The organism is Oceanimonas pelagia (assembly GCF_030849025.1).
Taxonomy (GTDB): domain Bacteria; phylum Pseudomonadota; class Gammaproteobacteria; order Enterobacterales; family Aeromonadaceae; genus Oceanimonas; species Oceanimonas pelagia.
Genome location: NZ_CP118224.1, coordinates 2,572,318 through 2,590,000, shown reverse-complemented (window position 1 = coordinate 2,590,000; position 17,683 = coordinate 2,572,318). Strand labels below are relative to the sequence as shown.

The following is a 17,683-nucleotide window of genomic DNA, read 5'->3' as shown; positions in this document are numbered from 1 at the left end:
GCAAATCCGGAGTCACAACGCTGAGACCCGAGACGAAGGTACTACGGTACCGAAGTCATTGATGCCCTGCTTCCAGGAAAAGCCTCTAAGCTTCAGATGTGTGTGAACCGTACCCCAAACCGACACAGGTGGTCGGGTAGAGAATACCAAGGCGCTTGAGAGAACTCGGGTGAAGGAACTAGGCAAAATAGTACCGTAACTTCGGGAGAAGGTACGCTGGAGCGGGTGAAGTCCTTTACGGATGGAGCCTGAGCCAGTCGCAGTGACCAGGTGGCTGGGACTGTTTATCAAAAACACAGCACTGTGCTAACTCGCAAAGAGGACGTATACGGTGTGACACCTGCCCGGTGCCGGAAGGTTAATTGATGGGGTTAGCCGCAAGGTGAAGCTCTTGATCGAAGCCCCGGTAAACGGCGGCCGTAACTATAACGGTCCTAAGGTAGCGAAATTCCTTGTCGGGTAAGTTCCGACCTGCACGAATGGTGTAACCATGGCCACGCTGTCTCCACCCGAGACTCAGTGAAATTGAAATCGCCGTGAAGATGCGGTGTACCCGCGGCTAGACGGAAAGACCCCGTGAACCTTTACTATAGCTTGGCACTGAACATTGACCCTACATGTGTAGGATAGGTGGGAGGCTGTGAAGCGGTGACGCCAGTTGCCGTGGAGCCGACCTTGAAATACCACCCTTGTATGTTTGATGTTCTAACTTGGTCCCCTAATCGGGGATGAGGACAGTGCCTGGTGGGTAGTTTGACTGGGGCGGTCTCCTCCCAAAGCGTAACGGAGGAGCACGAAGGTTGGCTAAGTACGGTCGGACATCGTACGGTTAGTGCAATGGCATAAGCCAGCTTAACTGCGAGACAGACACGTCGAGCAGGTGCGAAAGCAGGTCATAGTGATCCGGTGGTTCTGAATGGAAGGGCCATCGCTCAACGGATAAAAGGTACTCCGGGGATAACAGGCTGATACCGCCCAAGAGTTCATATCGACGGCGGTGTTTGGCACCTCGATGTCGGCTCATCACATCCTGGGGCTGAAGTCGGTCCCAAGGGTATGGCTGTTCGCCATTTAAAGTGGTACGCGAGCTGGGTTCAGAACGTCGTGAGACAGTTCGGTCCCTATCTGCCGTGGGCGTTGGATGATTGAGAGGGGCTGCTCCTAGTACGAGAGGACCGGAGTGGACGAACCTCTGGTGTTCGGGTTGTCACGCCAGTGGCACTGCCCGGTAGCTAAGTTCGGAATCGATAACCGCTGAAAGCATCTAAGCGGGAAGCGAGCCTCGAGATGAGTCATCCCCAGAGCTTCGAGCTCTCTAAAGGGCCGTCCGAGACCAGGACGTTGATAGGCAGGGTGTGGAAGCGCTGTGAGGCGTGCAGCTAACCTGTACTAATGACCCGTGCGGCTTAACCATACAACACCCAAGAAGTGTGAGAGACTTGCGGTCTCGAGACTACAAACAGCATTCATCAAACAAAGTTTTTTCCGAATTAAGTTTTATGCCTGGCGGCCATAGCGTTGTGGAACCACCTGACTCCATGCCGAACTCAGCAGTGAAACGCAACCGCGCCGATGATAGTGTGGCAGCTGCCATGTGAAAGTAGGTCACTGCCAGGCACCCAATATAGTACTCCTGACTATACAGCTTTTGCGGAGCGGTAGTTCAGTTGGTTAGAATACCGGCCTGTCACGCCGGGGGTCGCGGGTTCGAGTCCCGTCCGCTCCGCCACATTTAAGAAGCCCTTAGCTAGTTGATAGCCAAGGGCTTTTTGCTTTCCTATCCTCAGTAAAACCACACACCCGTATTCTGTCAAATCACCCCTCGTGACCAGAGCGTGACCATTTCGTGACCGCAACCCCATTTTGGCCGGAGGTCAAAGTGGTTTCTCTGTGAAGTTGCTTTTCCGCCTGTTTATACCAATCGGATTGGCTATGACATCTGAACTCAAACTGGGGAGGCTGTAGGGAGAACGCGTTGTTTTCCATTCTCTGCCGCTTCCTCCAGTAACCAGGAGCGAAACGTTTCTGCATGGGGGTGTATATACTGGTTCATGGGGTAAACCAGATGAAAGGCTTCTGATGTTTTCACTTTTTGCTTGAATGGCGCAATCAGGCGGCCGCTGGCCAGCATGCCTTCCACCAGTGAACTTCTTCCCAAAGCAAAACCCAGCCCTTGGGCGGCCATTTCCATGGCCGAGATCAGGGTGTCAAACTGCAATCCGTTGGGGGTGTCGAAGTGACTGTAACCGGTTTTGTTGAGCCAGTAGCCCCAGCCTTCCTCATAACCGATAACATGTAAAAGCGGATAGCGACCCAGTGCCTCAAGAGAGTCAAAGGAGGTTGTTCCTTCAATCAAGGTTGGGCTGCATACCGGAAACAACTCGTCCTGGGTCAATCGATCAGACTTCAGGCCAGGCCAGGTACCTTGTCCATGACGGATCTCCATATCAGCTTCTTTATCTGTTTCTCCCACCCAGATATTACTGGTGAAGCGCAATCCTATTTCGGGATGCCGAACCCTGAAGCGGGCGAGGCGGGGAGCCAGCCAGGAAGTCAGAAAAACTAGGTTAACCCTGAGTGTTAACTGATGCGTGCGGCCCTGGCCAAAAATTTCATCGGTGGCCACTGAGAGTCGCTGAATGGCTTCATGAATGGCCGGTAAATAGGCAAGCCCGGCATCCGTCAGTTCCAGGCCCCGGGGCAGGCGTTTAAAGAGAGGGGCTCCCAGTTGGGACTCCAGTCCCTTGACCTGCTGGCTGACTGCAGCCTGGGTCAGGTTCAGCTCACTGGCTGCATGGGTAAAACTCAGGTGGCGAGCGGCGGCTTCAAAGGAGCGAAGCCAGTTGAGTGGCGGAAGCTGTTTCTTCATGATGTCTTTCCCTGACCACACTTCATTCCGAAGCAATCATGGTTTGCAAAATGTCCTTTCTTTGCGGCGGCGCTGTGCATGCACCTGCAGCGCCAGTCCTCCTATCCTCAGGGTTATAACCATAAAAATAAAGAGCCGCATTTCCCAAAGGAGATGCGGCTCAAATTGTTCAGTAAAACGCTTTTCGAAACGTTACTTCATGGTTGGCATTGAAAACTCGGCTCCTTCACGCACTCCGGCAGAGGGCCAGCGCTGAGTCACCGTTTTGCGCTTGGTATAGAAACGCACGGCATCCGGACCATAGGCGTGCAGATCACCGAACAGGGAGCGCTTCCAGCCGCCAAAGCTGTGATAGGCCACCGGGACCGGCAGGGGGATATTGATGCCTACCATGCCGACTTGGATGTTATCGGAGAAGTAGCGCGCGGCCTCGCCGTCACGAGTGAAAATACAGGTGCCATTGCCGTATTCGTGGGCATCGATAAGATCCATGGCCTCCTGCATGGTACCGACTCTGATCACTTGCAGCACAGGCCCGAAAATTTCTTCTTGGTAGCTGGTCATCTCGGGAGTGACATGATCGATCAGGGTGCCGCCGACAAAAAAGCCGTTTTCATGACCGGGCACATTGGGATGACGTCCGTCCACCACTATGGTGGCTCCCTGCTGCTCGGCGCTGTTGATGTAGCCAACCACCTTTTCCTGGTGCTGGCGGGTAATCACCGGGCCGAAATCATTACCGCTGTCGGTGCAGGGGCCCACCTTCAGTTTCTGCATGGCTTCCTTCATCTTGCCAACCAGCACATCCCCGGCGGCATCGCCCACGGCCACGGCCACCGACAGTGCCATACAGCGCTCCCCGGATGAGCCAAAGGCTGCCCCCAGCAACTGGTTGACCGCATTGTCCATGTCTGCATCCGGCATCACGATAGCGTGGTTCTTGGCACCGCCCAGGGCCTGGCAACGCTTGCCGTTGGCGCTGGCGGTGCGGTAGATATATTCGGCGATGGGGGTGGAGCCGACAAAGCTGACTGCCTTGACCCTGTCGTCGTGCAGCAGGGCATCAACCGCTTCCTTGTCGCCATTAACCACATTCATCACGCCGTCGGGCAGCCCGGCTTCCTGCAGCAGCTGGGCAATATAGAGAGTGGATGACGGATCCCGCTCGGAAGGCTTGAGCACGAAGCAGTTGCCACACACGATGGCCATGGGAAACATCCACAGGGGTACCATTACCGGAAAGTTGAACGGGGTGATCCCCGCTACCACGCCCAGAGGCTGGAACTCACTCCAGGAATCGATATTGGGCCCCACATTCTTGCTGTGCTCTCCTTTGAGCAATTCAGGAGCACCACAGGCATACTCCACGTTCTCTATGCCCCGCTGCAATTCTCCCATGGCATCGTGGGAAATTTTGCCGTGCTCTTCGCCGATCAGCTGGCAAATTTTGTCGGCATGTTGCTCCAGCAATTCCTTGAAGCGGAACATGATACGCGCCCGCTTGAGGGGAGGAGTATTTCGCCAGGCGGGAAAGGCATTTTGCGCTGCGGCTATGGCCTGTTCTACGGTTTTCGCCGAGGCGAGATCAAGCTGTTTACTGATCTCCCCGGTGGCAGGGTTAAACACGTTCTGGCTGCGGGTCTGTTCGGTTACCAGCTGGCCGTTGATCAGATGTCCGATGGTGGTCATATTGTTTTCCTCGTATCCATACATGGCTGTTTTCAATGGTGTTTGAGTGGTTGGTAGTGAATACCGGTTACCAGAGCTGGCGGTAGATCTCGACGATCTCATCAATGCTTGGCACCCTGGGATTATTGTTGGGAGAGCCGGACGCCAGGGCCTGCTCGGCCATGGTGGGCATCAATCCGAAAAAGGCTTCCCGGTCAATGCCGAACCGGGCCGGGGTCGGCACCTGCAGTTCCTGGTTGAGTAATTGCAGTTCCTGCAGCAGTTTGTCATTGGCCTGCTCGTCACTGTCGTGGGCGTTGGCCACGCCCATGGCCCGGGCACAGTCAGCATAACGGGCCGGGGCCGCCGGAATGGAGTAACGGGTAACGCTGGGCAACAGCATGGCATTGGACAGCCCGTGAGGCACATGAAAGGCGGCACCAATGGGCCGGCTCATGCCATGAACCAGTGCCACCGAAGCATTGGAAAATGCCACGCCGGCCAGAGTGGAACCCAGCATCATCGCCTCGCGGGCCTCCTTGTCACTGCCATTGTGGTAGGCCCGGCGCAGGTTGGGGGCCAGCAGGCGCATGGCCGACAGCGCCTGGCTGTCACTGTAGGGATTGGCCTTCTTGCTGACGTAGGCTTCGATGGCGTGAGTCAGGGCATCAATGCCGGTGTCGGCAGTGATTCGCGGTGGCAGACTCAGGGTCAGTTCAAAATCCACCAGGGCCGCCACCGGCATAAAACCGATACCCACACAGAGCATTTTTTCATCGGTTTCTTCATCGGTGATAATGGTAAAGCGGGTCACTTCCGAACCGGTGCCGGCGGTGGTGGGCACCGCGATGATCGGCAGTCCGGCTTCAATGACCATGCGGGGGAACTTATAGTCCCGCATGCTGCCCCCCTGCTTGCCCAGGATGGAAATGGCCTTGGCGCTGTCGATGGGGCTGCCGCCGCCTAGGGCAATGATGCTGTCGTAATCACCGTTACGGATGCTTTCAAGTCCGGCCTGTATCGAAGCGACGGTAGGCTCGGGCACTGTATCGGCAAACACCTGCGAGACGATCTGATGATGGGCCAGGCAGTCCTGTATACGGCCGGCGTACCCCAGCTCCACCATCATGCTGTCGGTGATGATAAGAGGCCGCTTGCAGCCAAGGCTGGCCAGCACAGCAGGAATCTCTTTGCTGGCGCCTGCACCAACCTGCAGAATGCGTGGAAGTATGACCTGTGTTGACATATGGAACTCCAGTGTGACGGAACAATTATTTGGCGGTGAACGCGGTTTCTGCCGGCGCTTTTTCCGTGGCAAACTCTGCACGGAGTGCCTGGCACAGGCCGTAGATGGCCATAATGATCACCACCGAAAAGGGCAGGGCGGCGATAATGGAGGCGGTCTGCAGGGCCTTTAGCCCGCCGGCAAACAGCAACACTGCCGATACCCCGCCAACGGCTGTGCCCCAGAACACCCGGTAGCGCGCCGGAGGGTGTTCGTGTCCCATGGAAATCAGGGTACAGATAACCAGGGTGGCCGAGTCGGCCGAGGTGACGAAATAGGTCACCAGCATGACGGTGCAGATGGCAGCCAGCAGCAGGGTCAGTACCCGGCCCAAATCCAGCAGCTCAATGGTTTTGAACAAGGCCATGGTGATGTCTTCATTGACCGCCGCCGTTACTCCGCCATTGCCGAACAGCTCCATAAACAGGGCCGTATTACCAAACATGGTGATCCAGAAGGCGCCGAGCAGGGTGGGTGCAATCAGTACCCCCAGCACAAATTCCCGAATGGTGCGCCCTCTTGAGATACGGGCGATAAACATGCCGACAAAGGGCGCCCAGGCGATCCACCACCCCCAGTAAAAAATGGTCCACCACCCCTGCCAGGGGTCGGCAGGATCCGGGTTGACCCAGAATCCCAGCTCCACCGCGTGCACCAGGTAGTCGCCCATGTTGGTAAAAAAGGCGCCCAACAGGTAGGCTGTTGGGCCGAAGACAATAAACAGCACCAGGATCAGCACGGTCAGGTGCATGTTCAGTTCACTGAGAATGCGAATGCCCTTGTTGACACCGGTCAACGCCGAAACGGTGGCAATGATTGAAATAATGGCGATCAAAATGGCCTGATTGGTGCTCGATACATCTATGCCGGTCAAGTACTGCAGTCCGGCATTAATCTGCTGTGCTCCCAGTCCCAGAGAGGTAGCGATGCCGAAGACGGTGCCGAACACCGCCAGCAGATCTGCACAATGACCAATGGGGCCATAGATACGCTCGCCGAACAGCGGATAGAGGCTGGAGCGAATGGACAGAGGCAGCCCCCGGCGGTAGGAGAAATAGGCCAGTACCAACCCAATCACCGCAAACAGCCCCCAGCCATGCAACCCCCAGTGAAAAATGGATATGCGCATGGCCACCTGAGCCGCGGCCACCGTCATGTTATCGCTTTCTGCAATAAACGGGTTGCCTTGAAAGTGATAAATGGGTTCGGCAATGCTCCAGAATAAAATCCCTATGCCAATGCCGGCGCCGAATAACATGGAAAACCAGGAGAAATTGCTGAATTCGGGTCTTTCATTTTCCCCACCCAGCCGAATGCTGCCATAACGACTGCATATCAACCAAACGGAAAAAAACAGAGTAAAACTCATCAGGCCAATGTAATACCAGGAGAGCTCAGCCGCTATGAAATCCTTGGCTGACTTATAAATGCTATCTGCATATTCCGGGTTAAGCACAGTGAATAATACAAAGATAATGCTCATCAGGGCAGAACCATACACCATGATTGGATGCCCCGCTGACAGTGATAGACGTCCCTTATCTTTTTTCAAAATGAAGTCCTCTCATTGACTCATCATGGCCAGGCCACCGGCTGTCACGGGTGACAGGCTATGTTACTGAACCCCTTGTTGTACCGTGTAGCCCGTACCTTGCCGGGTTGAAGCGGATTGATTGTTGTAAAAATGTGAAGAGATGGAAAGCAATAAAAAAACAGCCTGAGACCATAAAATATTTATGGGTAGGGGGAGTGTCTGGTGCTGTCTGTTTTTCCGGAATATGGAAGAGCTGCATACCGCGGGCATTGGCATATACATGAAAGAAATGAAGGGCCATGAACCAATAAATAAAATGATGCCTCAGGGTTGCTTTTTATTGCTGGTCTCCGCCTTTTTTCAATCCTAGTATCCCCTTGCCAGTCAGGCACAGAGTATATACGCCATCCCCAATGCCGGCCTCGATATATGGGCTGTATCAAGGCGCCGCTGGGTTTTCGGAAAGCTACATTCAGAAGGATAAATGGTCATGGACAATACAACTCAATTACCTTTATCAGGTGTCCGTGTCGTTGATTTTGGTCAGCAGATTGCCGGTCCGGCGGTTGCCATGATACTGGCCGATCTCGGGGCCACCGTTGTGCATATCGACCCGCCGGCCGGCCCACAATGGGATCACCCGGCCAATGCCATTCTCAACCGTAATAAAAGTTGCCTTCGCCTGGATCTGAAAACACCTTCCGGGCTGGAGCAGGCACTGGCATTGATTGAACAGGCTGATGTGGTTATTGAAAGCTTCCGGCCCGGCGTGATGAAGCGGCTGGGAGTCGACCTTGAGCAATTACGTGCCGAGCGCCCGGAACTGGTGACTCTGTCGCTGCCGGGATTTGCCAGCAATGATCAGCTGCGCCGCGAATGGAAGGCCACCGAAGCCGTGGTGGCTGCCACCTCCGGCGTCTTTACCGATATGGGGTTCAACCGGATTCTCATGGGGCTTAACCCCAGTTTCTCGCCGCTGCCCTTGGGCTCGGCTTACGCCACCAGTCTGGCCGCCAGCTCGGTGGTGATGGCGTTGCTGGCCCGAGAAAAATCCGGTCGTGGGGATGCCATCGAGGTTCCCATCGCCGCCGCGTTGATGGAAGGCCTTTCCTATAACTCCATTGTGATCGAAGGCATGCCGGAACGCTACAAGACCATGCGCGAAGAGGAGATTGAGCGCAGAAGGGCCGCCAACCAGCCCATGGATGTCAGCTACGAGGAGCTGCAGGAATACCTGGATCCTTTCTACCGCACTTACGAATGTGCCGATGGCCGTATGTTTTATGTGGTGTGCCCGTCACACCGTAACCATGCCAGGCGCTGCCTGAAGGTGCTGGGACTGTATGATCAGCTGGTTGCCGATGGTCTGCCGGATGTGGAAGATTTGTACCTGCCTGTCTCCGAATGGAATGGTGAAACCTCCATCGGTGTCTATCCTCTGCCGAGGAAATGGGCCGATCTGATTTCCGCCCGTATGAAGAAAGTATTTCTGACCAAAACCTCAACCGAGTGGGGGCGTATTTTCGGAGAAGGGCAGATCCCCGGCGCGCCCCACAGAACCACACAGGAATGGGTGAACGACGAGCATACCAATGCCGCCGGCCTGATTGTGGAGGTGGACGATCCCGAGTTCGGGCCGATGAAACAGCCCGGACCCGTTGCCTGGCTGGAGGAGTCGGCCGAGCAGGTGTTGTCTCCGCGTCCGAGAAGAAACGTCAGCTTTGAGCAGGCGCTGGCAGAACTGTCTGCGGTCGCTCAGCGGGAGGTCATTACCCGGCCTCAGGGCAAGGAAATCGGTCCCGTCCAGCCAAAAGGCTGGCTGGACGGGTTGAAAGTACTGGATCTGACCAATGTTATCGCTGGCCCACATTCTACTGCGTTTCTGGGACGTTTTGGTGCCGAGGTCATCAAGCTGGATCCGGTGACCCCGCTTTATGATCCGCTGATCGGCACCCTGTTCAGTTTTCAGACCGGCATGGGCAAGAAAAGTGCCCTGGTGGACATCACCACCCCTGAAGGGCGGGAAGTATTTCACCGGTTGGTGCGCTCGGTCGATATGGTGGTGATCAACGCCCCAGAGCGGCAAATGAAACCCCTCGGCCTGGATCATGACAGTTTGCAGGCAATCAACCCTGGTGTGCTGTTTTGCCGTCTGGATTGCCTGGGTGGCCCTCGTCGTGGTCCCAAGACCGACTATATCGGTTACGACGACATCATTCAGGCCAACAGCGGCATCATGAGTCGCTTCGGCGGCCCGGAAACACCGGAAGAGCATGCTCATCTGGGCACCCTGGATGTGAACTGCGGTTTTGCCGGTGGTCTGATCATGGCAGTTGCTTTGTACCACAAGCTAAGAACGGGGGCGATTTCCCGGGCCAGAACTTCGCTGTCGGCCATAACCAACCTGACTCAGATATCTTTTGCCTTTGATTATCAAGGCCGTGCTCCCTTTAATGAGCCATCGGGCCGGGAGGCACTGGGGAATCACGCTCTGTCACATTTTTATCAGGCCGCTGACGGCTGGCTATTCCTCGATGCCACTCCAGCCGAGCTTGATAAATTGGCGAAAATAGAGGGCCTGTCTGGTATCAAAGAAGCGGACAACATGGCAGCCTTTCTGACCGCGGCCTTCAGGACGGCCAGCGCCGATTACTGGGTGGGTGAACTGCACGCGGCCGGCATTGCCGCCGCCAGGCCTCTCAGCATTGAGGAGCTGCGGGAAGCATACAGTCGTACGGCCGACGGCCGAGCAGGTACAGACCTGGGTAGCTATGCCTTTTCGGTCTATGACCATCATCCCAGTGGCCATCGGGTCACCCAGATCGATCATTACTCGATTCGCCCGGCCGAAGCGTCAATCACTGCCCTGAGTCCTACCGAGCAGTTTGGTCATTCCACTCGCACCATATTGACCGAGCTGGGTTACAGTGACGAGCAGATAGATGACATGCTGGCGGCCCGCATTGTCGGTGAAGCCTGGGGGAGGGAATACCTGCCCAGCTAAGGCTTTCTCTGTCATTGAGGCCATTTCCAGAAGGTGGCCTCTTTGAGACCTGCCAGCCGATGGGCATCTGGCTGGCAGGTTTTTATGGTAATTGGCTGATAATCTCGTCAATAACCTGTTGTGGTACAAATTACAGATTAAGGCGTTCATCTGGGGTCTCTTGTCGATCAAAGAACAACAAGCTCAGGATTAGCAAATGCCAAAACCCCTTTACTTCGGTCGCCTGCCTCCCTTGAAGCTGCGGCTTCCATGAGTTTTTCGTATTCCTCTGTGTGAAAGTATCACTGGTGATTGCTCAGGTATTTGGTTCTGATAACTCCCAGCGTTTAGTACAGGGAGAGAGGAATCCATGGCCACAACACAGCGGCAATACCGTATAGAAGAAGATCTGATAGGGGAGCTGAAAGTGCCGGCACAGGCACTGTTCGGGGGGCAAACGCAAAGGGCAATCGACTTGTATCCGCTCAATGGCGAGAAACCCCTGTCGGCCTACCCGGAGCTGCTGCGCGGCTTGCTGCTGGTCAAAAAGCTGGCGGCCCAGACCAACCTCAATACCGGGGAAATCGAGCCTGATATCGGTCAGGCCATCGTTTCGGCGGTGGACCTGCTGCTTGAGGATATACCCACCGACGCGTTTCCGGTGCATGCCTTTCATGGCGGTGGAGGGATCTCCAGCAACATGAACGTAAACGAGGTGGTGGCCAACTTGGCCAACCGCCATGCCTTCGATCGCCCCCTGGGAAGTTACCAGCCGGTGCATCCCAATGATCACGTTAACCTGAACAACTCGACCAGTGATGCCTTGAATACCGCCTGCCACCTGGCGGTGATCGACAAGATGAAGCGACTGGATGGCGAGCTGGCAGCCTTGATCGGTACCTTCGATGAGCAGGGGCAGCAGTGGCAACATGTGCTGAAGATTTCCCGCACCTGCCTGCAGGACGCGGTCGAAATCAGTTTTGCCGATCTCTTTGGCGGCTATTCATCTCAGCTTACACGGCACCGTCAACGACTGGAGACGGATACGTCCGAGCTGTACCGGGTCAACCTGGGGGGAAATATTATCGGGCGCAAGGGGGATTGTTCCGAGGCCTTCTTCAACCGGGTTATCGATGGACTGAACCGCATGACGGGGGAGACACGGTTTGTGCACAGCGACAACCTGTTTGATGCGTCACAGAGTCATGACGATCTTGCCCGGGTGGCGGCCGGACTGGATCAGCTGGCGAGGGCCCTGCTGCGCATTGCCAAGGACTTTCGCCTGATGGCCTCGGGGCCTGAAACCGGGCTTGGTGAAATTCGCCTGCCCGCGGTTCAACCCGGCTCCTCGGCCATGCCGGGCAAGGTCAACCCGACCATTCCGGAATACCTGATCCAGTGCTGCATGCAGGCCTGCGGGCGCTGTTACTCGGTGCAGATGACCCAGGATCATGGTGAGCTCGATTATACCCCCTGGCAGTCGGTGGTGATCAGCAATCTGCTCGACGCTATCTCGGTGCTGACCAGCGGCATGGAGGCCTTTCGGCAGCATTGCCTTGCCGGTATGGAGCCGGATCTGGCGCGTAACGCCCATAACGTTAATACCCTGATTCCCACACTGATTCGGCTTAAGCAGCAACGCGGCTATTCGTTCGCTGCCCGTGTTTACAAGGAAAGCGGCGGTGACCTGGAGCAAATCCGGCGTTACCTGAAGGAATAAGCATCCGGGAAGAAGGATGAGTTTTTTGCACGGCGCCATACCCTAATGTCAATTGTGCTCGAAAAGCCATCCTTCTACTCTCGTCGGCAATCGTTACAGCAAACGTCCTCACAGGATGTAACCATCGTCGCAACAGAAATGGAGTATCAAATGGATTCTGTAAAAAACATTCCCCTGTCCTGGGCCCACGACTGGCTTCAGCAACCCAAGCGGCAGTATATCGATGGCCAGTGGGTAGACGGCGCCGGCCAGGACAAGTGGGTAGTGACCAACCCGGCCAACCGCGAAGCGCTGTGCGAATTCGTGATGGCCGATGCGGAGCAGGTGGAATACGCCGCTCACATTGCCAACCAGCGGCACGAGTCCGGCGCCTGGTCCAAGGTCAGCCGCACCCAGCGGGCGGACATGCTGCGCCAGATTGCCCGGCTGATCCGCGAGCACACCGAAGAGCTGGCGGTGCTTGAGTCTCTGCCCAATGGCAAGCTGTTCGCCGAGTCCATGGCCGACGACATTCCCACCTGCGCCGATATTTTTGAATACTATGCCGGCTGGACCGACAAGTTCTATGGTGAAACCTCGCCGGTAGAAGACGGCTTTCTGAACTACACGCTCAAGGAGCCGATTGGCGTTTGCGCGCTGATCGCTCCCTGGAACTTCCCTCTGTACCAGACCAGCCTCAAGGTGGCGGCGGCACTGGCCATGGGTAATACCGTGATCATCAAGCCGTCGGAATACACGCCGCTGACCACCATCTACCTGATGGAGCTGATCGACAGTGAGCTCGAGTTTCCGGCGGGCGTGATCAACATGCTGCTGACTAACGGCGAGATGGCCAACCAGCTGACCCTGAGCAGCAATGTGCACAAGGTGTCCTTTACCGGCAGCACCGGGGTAGGGCGCAAGATAGTGCAAAACTCCGGCCTGTCCAACCTCAAGGCGGCCACCCTGGAGCTGGGCGGCAAGTCCCCTTGTATCTTCTTTGAAGACACGCCGGATCTGGACGGCGCCATCGATCGGGCCTTTACCGTCATGTTCTCTCACAAGGGTGAAAAGTGCTCGGAGCCGACCCGCTTCCTGATCCACGACAGCATCTATGATCAGGTGCTTGAAAAGCTGATTGCCAAGGCCAATGCGGTGAAGTGCGGCAATCCGTTCGATGAAAATGTCGACCAGGGACCCCAGTGCAACGAGGCCCAGTTCAACAAGATCCTGGAGTACATTGAAATCGGTAAGGGCGAGGCCAAACTGGTGGCCGGCGGCTGTGCCGATACCGAGGGTGACAATGCCAACGGTTACTTCATTCGCCCCACCATCTTCTCCGAGGTGGATCAGAATGCCCGCATCGCTCAGGAAGAGATTTTTGGCCCCGTGCTGTGCTGCACCCGTTTCCACACCACGGAAGAAGCTGTGCAAATGGCCAATGCCACCGCCTACGGCCTGGCGGCCGGCATTTATACCGCAGATGTGTCCCGTGCCCATCGGGTAGCGGAACAAATCGACGCCGGCATGCTGTTTATCAACCGCTACGGCTGCTACGGCCTGGCTGCCCCCTTTGGTGGTTTCCGCCAGAGTGGCTGGGGCAAGGAGATGGCTATTCACTCCCTGTCTTCCTACACCAAGACCAAGGGGGTCTGGGTGTATTACGGCGACGCCTGATAACCGCTTCTGTCTAGCTAACTGGGTTAGCTCGTTTACTCACAGCCGCCGGCCTTCGGGCCGGCGGCTGCCTGTGTCTGTCCGCTGTTCTCCCATCCTGCCGTTTGCTGCTACTGTGTCAGACAAACCGGGATGACAGCTGCCTTGCCGCCTGGATCAGGAACTTGGAATAGTTTCGTGAGTCCTGTGCGCTGAGTGTCGCACCGTCGATGCAGGCGCTGATGGCGGCAACCGGTTCGTTTCTCAGGTTCAGTACCGGCGCGGCAATACAGCTGAGATGGTGCTCTATCTCGCCCTGGCTGACCGCATAGCCGAGTCGGTGGGCCCGGGACAATTCCTCTTCCAGCTCTGCCACTCGATTGTCCGCCAACGGCGCCACGCTTTTCTCGCCTTCCATGTAACTTTTCCTGAAGTTGGCCGACTGCATCGACAAAATGGCCTTGCCGGCGGCCGAGCGGTGCATTGGCATGGTCTGACCGATAAAGAGGTTGAGTGACGCATTAAGCGACGGTTCCACCTTGGACACCACCACCACCTTGTTACCTACCGGTACGGCGAGAAAAATCAGCTTGTGGATCTCGTTCTTGAGGATTTCGGCAATCGGAAAGAAATAGGGGATCAGGCTTTGTTTGTTGTACACGGTCGAGGCGATCTGAAAGATGCGTGAGCCGATGCAGTATGCCTTTTTACGGCTTGGATCCATGGCAATCAACTGATGTCTGAGCAGGGTCTGGGCGATACGGTGGCCGCTGGCCACCGGAATTCCCGTCTGCTCACAGATCTCCGTCAGGGTCAGCGGATAGGAGGCGGCGGCCAGCAGATCCAGGATCAGTACGGAGGCATCGACGGCCGGTGCCTTTGATTTTTCGACGTGTTCGTTCACTTTCTCACTCTCTTTTATATATGGAAAAAACGTTGGGTTTCACGCCGGGGTTGCCACCTTGCTTATCCGCTTCCTTCTGTTAACCCAGCAGAAAGAAAAAATATCAAATACGTAACCTTTTGAAAAAGCGGGTAGTACCAAGCCTTGCGGCCTGACTGCCAGGCTTTCGGTGCGCTTTGCTTGTTCCTCGGCATCACGGATGTCCCTGTTATAACAGGACTTTTATTGCGAGCGGCAGAAACACATCAGTATATTTTCATATTTGGAAATAAAATTCTATATAAGAATTAGATTTGACAGCAGAAAGGCCTGTCCATAGGATTGTTACCAAATTTAACAATGGGCCTTTTTCAATGAGAACCTATAACAACTTCATCTATAACGACTTTGTCGAAAAGGCAGAAGCCACGAAGATCCCGGTTTACAACCCGGCAACAGAAGAAGTCATTGGGCAGGTCAGTGCCGCCAGTGCGGAAGACGCCAAGGAAGCGGTCGAGATTGCGGCGGCAGCCCAGAAAGGCTGGCGCAAGCTGACCAGCATTCAGCGGGGGGATTATCTGCGCAGACTGGCCGATGCCCTGGTAGCGCGCAAGGATGATATCGGCCGTGCACTGGCGCTGGAGTCGGGCAAGGCGCTGGATGAAGCCACCAGCGAGGCCGTGTATGCGGCGGATATTACCCGCTATCACGCCGAGTGGGCGCGCCGGATCGAAGGGGAGATTATTCCCAGCGACAGTCCGTCCGAAAACCTGTTACTGCAGCGCGAGCCCATCGGTGTGGTGGCCTGCCTGATCCCGTTCAATTACCCGGTCTATACCCTGATGCGCAAGATTGCCCCGGCCTTGATCACCGGCAATACCGTGGTGGTGCGCCCGAGTAACAACACGCCCTGTTCGGCGTTTGAAATTGCCCGTGCGGTTCAGGAGGCCGGCCTGCCTCCCGGTGTGGTCAATGTGCTGGCGATGGATCACAGCACTGCCGAAATTGTCTGCACGCACCCCAGGGTTGGCATGATCACCCTGACCGGCAGCGTGGGAGCGGGGCGCAAGGTGCTGGAATACTCCCAGGTCAATATCGCCAAGTCGTCACTGGAGCTGGGCGGCAAGACCCCGGCCATCGTCGAGGCCGATGCCGATCTGGAAAAGGCGGCCAGCCAGATTGTTGCCTCCAAGACCACCCACTGCGGGCAGCTTTGTACCGCGGTCGAGCGGGTCTATGTGCATGAGGCCGTCTATGACCGCTTCGTCGGCTTGCTGCGTGATCTGTTCAAACAACGTGCATTTGGTGATCGTGCGAAAAACCCCGCTTTCATGGGGCCGCTTATCAACGAGAACACGCGCCTCGGTATCCATCAGATGGTACAGCGGGCCATCGATGATGGCGCCACGCTGGAAGTTGGCGGCTATATCCCCGAAGGACAGGGTCATTTCTACCCGCCGACCCTGCTGACCAACTGCCGCCAGGATATGGAAATTGTTCAGGAGGAAATCTTTGGTCCTGTCTTGCCGGTGCTCAAATACCGTGATGCCGAAGAAGCGTTAATGCTGGCCAACGATCATCAGTTCGGTCTGGCCTCGGTGATTTACACCGAGAATTACCGTACGGCCATGATGGTGGCCAACGAGATCGAGGCTGGCGAGATCTATATCAATCGCACGCCGGCTGATCCCTATCAAGGCTATCACGCCGGCTGGAAGCGCTCGGGACTGGGGGGGGACGACGGCAAGCACGGCATGCTCGAGTTTACCCAGACACGACTGGTCGTGCTCAGTTACTAAGTCCCTGCAATGGGCTCCGCAAACCCTGTTGCCCACGAGCCCCAGATAATTTACGAGGTATCCAGATGAAAGTAGCTTCCTGTCAGACTCACGTTGTTGCCGTACCGCCACCCCATGTTGGTGGCATGTACTGGATTTTTGTCACCCTGCGAACCGAGTGCGGCATCGAAGGGGTGGGTGAGGTCTATGCGTCTACCTTTCACCCCAGGGTGATGGTTCCGGCCATCGAGGATGTGTTTGACCGGTATCTGAAGGGTGAAGATCCCCATCATATCGAGCGTTTCTTCCGGCAGGCCTACTCTAGCGGTTTTACCCAACGGCCCGATCTGACCATGATGGGCATTATCAGCGGCCTGGAGATGGCATGCTGGGACATCATCGGCAAGGCGGCAGGCAAGCCGGTATATGAGCTGATCGGAGGGCGGGTACACGACAAGTTGCGCTCCTATACCTACCTGTACCCGGTCAACCGGGCCGGTGACTACGACTACGACAGCGTTGAGCTGGCCGTCGAGTGCGCCCTGGAAAACATGGAGAAGGGCTTTACCGCGCTGAAGTTCGATCCTGCCGGCCCCTATACCGCTTATTCCGGGCATCAGCTCTCGCTGGAAGATATCGACAAGAGCGCAACCTTCTGCCGTCGTATTCGCGAGGCGGTGGGCAACAAATGCGATCTGCTGTTTGGTACTCATGGCCAGATGGTGCCCTCGGCCGCCATTCGACTGGCCAAGCGGCTCGAGCCCTATGATCCGCTCTGGTTCGAGGAGCCGGTACCGCCGGGACAGGCCGAGGCCATGGGAAGGGTGGCGGCCAATACCTCGATTCCGGTGGCGGCAGGTGAACGGTTGACCACCAAGTACGAGTTCCATGATCTGCTGACCCACAAGGCAGCCTCGATCCTGCAGATGAACCTGGGCCGTGTTGGCGGCATTCTGGAAGCGAAGAAGATCGCCGGCATGGCCGAGGCCTTCTATGCCCAGATAGCTCCTCACCTGTACAACGGTCCGGTGGGTGCCGCCGCCAGTATTCAGCTGGCAACCGCGACACCCAACTTCCTGATCCAGGAAAGCATTCGTACCTGGGACGGATTCCATGCCGAGGTGCTGCAGGAGAAGATCGAGTGGCGTGATGGCTACATTATTCCCTCGACCAAACCGGGTCTGGGTGTAGAGCTGAACATGGAGGTGGTCAAGGCTCACTCTCCCTACACCGGCAAGCGCCTGCACCTGCTGATGGATCCCAAGCCCTATGATTACAAGGCGCGCGGCGATGACTGGAAGCGCCAGCCGGATGCCGTGGAGTGATGA

At 56.2% G+C, this 17,683-nt stretch carries 10 protein-coding genes, 1 tRNA gene and 2 rRNA genes (1 of these 13 cut by a window edge); 8 read left to right on the top strand and 5 right to left on the bottom strand.

The annotated features are described in order from the left end of the window. The 3 genes from PU634_RS12345 to PU634_RS12335 form a co-directional block, all read left to right on the top strand. Positions 1–1,414 (top strand): 23S ribosomal RNA (locus tag PU634_RS12345); it begins 1,476 nt to the left of the window's first position. A gap of 88 nt (positions 1,415–1,502) precedes the next feature. Next, positions 1,503–1,617, top strand: a 5S ribosomal RNA gene (gene rrf, locus PU634_RS12340). Between the two features lie 35 nt (positions 1,618–1,652). Next, positions 1,653–1,729: transfer RNA gene (locus tag PU634_RS12335), tRNA-Asp, on the top strand. 216 nt (positions 1,730–1,945) lie between these two features. Here the strand turns inward: PU634_RS12335 and gcvA are convergent. From gcvA to PU634_RS12315, 4 genes are all read right to left on the bottom strand, one after another. Next, positions 1,946–2,869 carry a transcriptional regulator GcvA gene (gcvA, locus tag PU634_RS12330; protein WP_306761109.1) on the bottom strand — a complete coding sequence of 308 codons (924 nt, stop codon included), beginning with the start codon at positions 2,867–2,869 and terminating at the stop codon, positions 1,946–1,948. A 192-nt stretch (positions 2,870–3,061) separates the two neighbouring features. After that, positions 3,062–4,558, bottom strand: a complete 1,497-nt coding sequence (locus PU634_RS12325) for a CoA-acylating methylmalonate-semialdehyde dehydrogenase (RefSeq protein WP_306761108.1) — start codon at positions 4,556–4,558, stop codon at positions 3,062–3,064. A 67-nt stretch (positions 4,559–4,625) separates the two neighbouring features. Next, complete coding sequence (locus PU634_RS12320; RefSeq protein ID WP_306761107.1) at positions 4,626–5,783, bottom strand: iron-containing alcohol dehydrogenase; 1,158 nt, start codon at positions 5,781–5,783, stop codon at positions 4,626–4,628. A gap of 25 nt (positions 5,784–5,808) precedes the next feature. After that, complete coding sequence (locus PU634_RS12315) at positions 5,809–7,326, bottom strand: BCCT family transporter (RefSeq protein WP_306761106.1); 1,518 nt, start codon at positions 7,324–7,326, stop codon at positions 5,809–5,811. Between the two features lie 520 nt (positions 7,327–7,846). On the opposite strand from PU634_RS12315, the gene PU634_RS12310 reads away from it, so the two are divergent. The 3 genes from PU634_RS12310 to PU634_RS12300 all read left to right on the top strand — a co-directional run bounded on the left by PU634_RS12310 (position 7,847) and on the right by PU634_RS12300 (position 13,715). Next, complete coding sequence (locus PU634_RS12310) at positions 7,847–10,360, top strand: CoA transferase (protein WP_306761105.1); 2,514 nt, start codon at positions 7,847–7,849, stop codon at positions 10,358–10,360. Between the two features lie 349 nt (positions 10,361–10,709). Further along, positions 10,710–12,059 (top strand): lyase family protein, encoded by a 1,350-nt coding sequence (locus PU634_RS12305; protein WP_306761104.1) that lies wholly within the window; start codon positions 10,710–10,712, stop codon positions 12,057–12,059. A gap of 150 nt (positions 12,060–12,209) precedes the next feature. Further along, positions 12,210–13,715: an aldehyde dehydrogenase family protein gene (locus PU634_RS12300; RefSeq protein WP_306761103.1), complete on the top strand. Its 1,506-nt coding sequence runs from the start codon at positions 12,210–12,212 to the stop codon at positions 13,713–13,715. A 118-nt stretch (positions 13,716–13,833) separates the two neighbouring features. Here PU634_RS12300 and PU634_RS12295 read toward each other — a convergent pair whose 3' ends face one another. After that, the gene (locus tag PU634_RS12295; protein WP_306761102.1) at positions 13,834–14,598 is read right to left on the bottom strand and encodes an IclR family transcriptional regulator; all 765 of its coding nucleotides are present in this window, start codon (positions 14,596–14,598) and stop codon (positions 13,834–13,836) included. Positions 14,599–14,951: 353 nt separating this feature from the next. On the opposite strand from PU634_RS12295, the gene aldA reads away from it, so the two are divergent. After that, a complete protein-coding gene (gene aldA, locus PU634_RS12290) occupies positions 14,952–16,376 on the top strand; it encodes an aldehyde dehydrogenase (protein ID WP_306761101.1) in 1,425 nt (474 codons plus the stop codon). Positions 16,377–16,501: 125 nt separating this feature from the next. After that, positions 16,502–17,680, top strand: coding sequence for a mandelate racemase/muconate lactonizing enzyme family protein (locus PU634_RS12285; RefSeq protein ID WP_306761100.1), 1,179 nt, complete (start codon positions 16,502–16,504; stop codon positions 17,678–17,680). Positions 17,681–17,683: the final 3 nt, after the last annotated feature.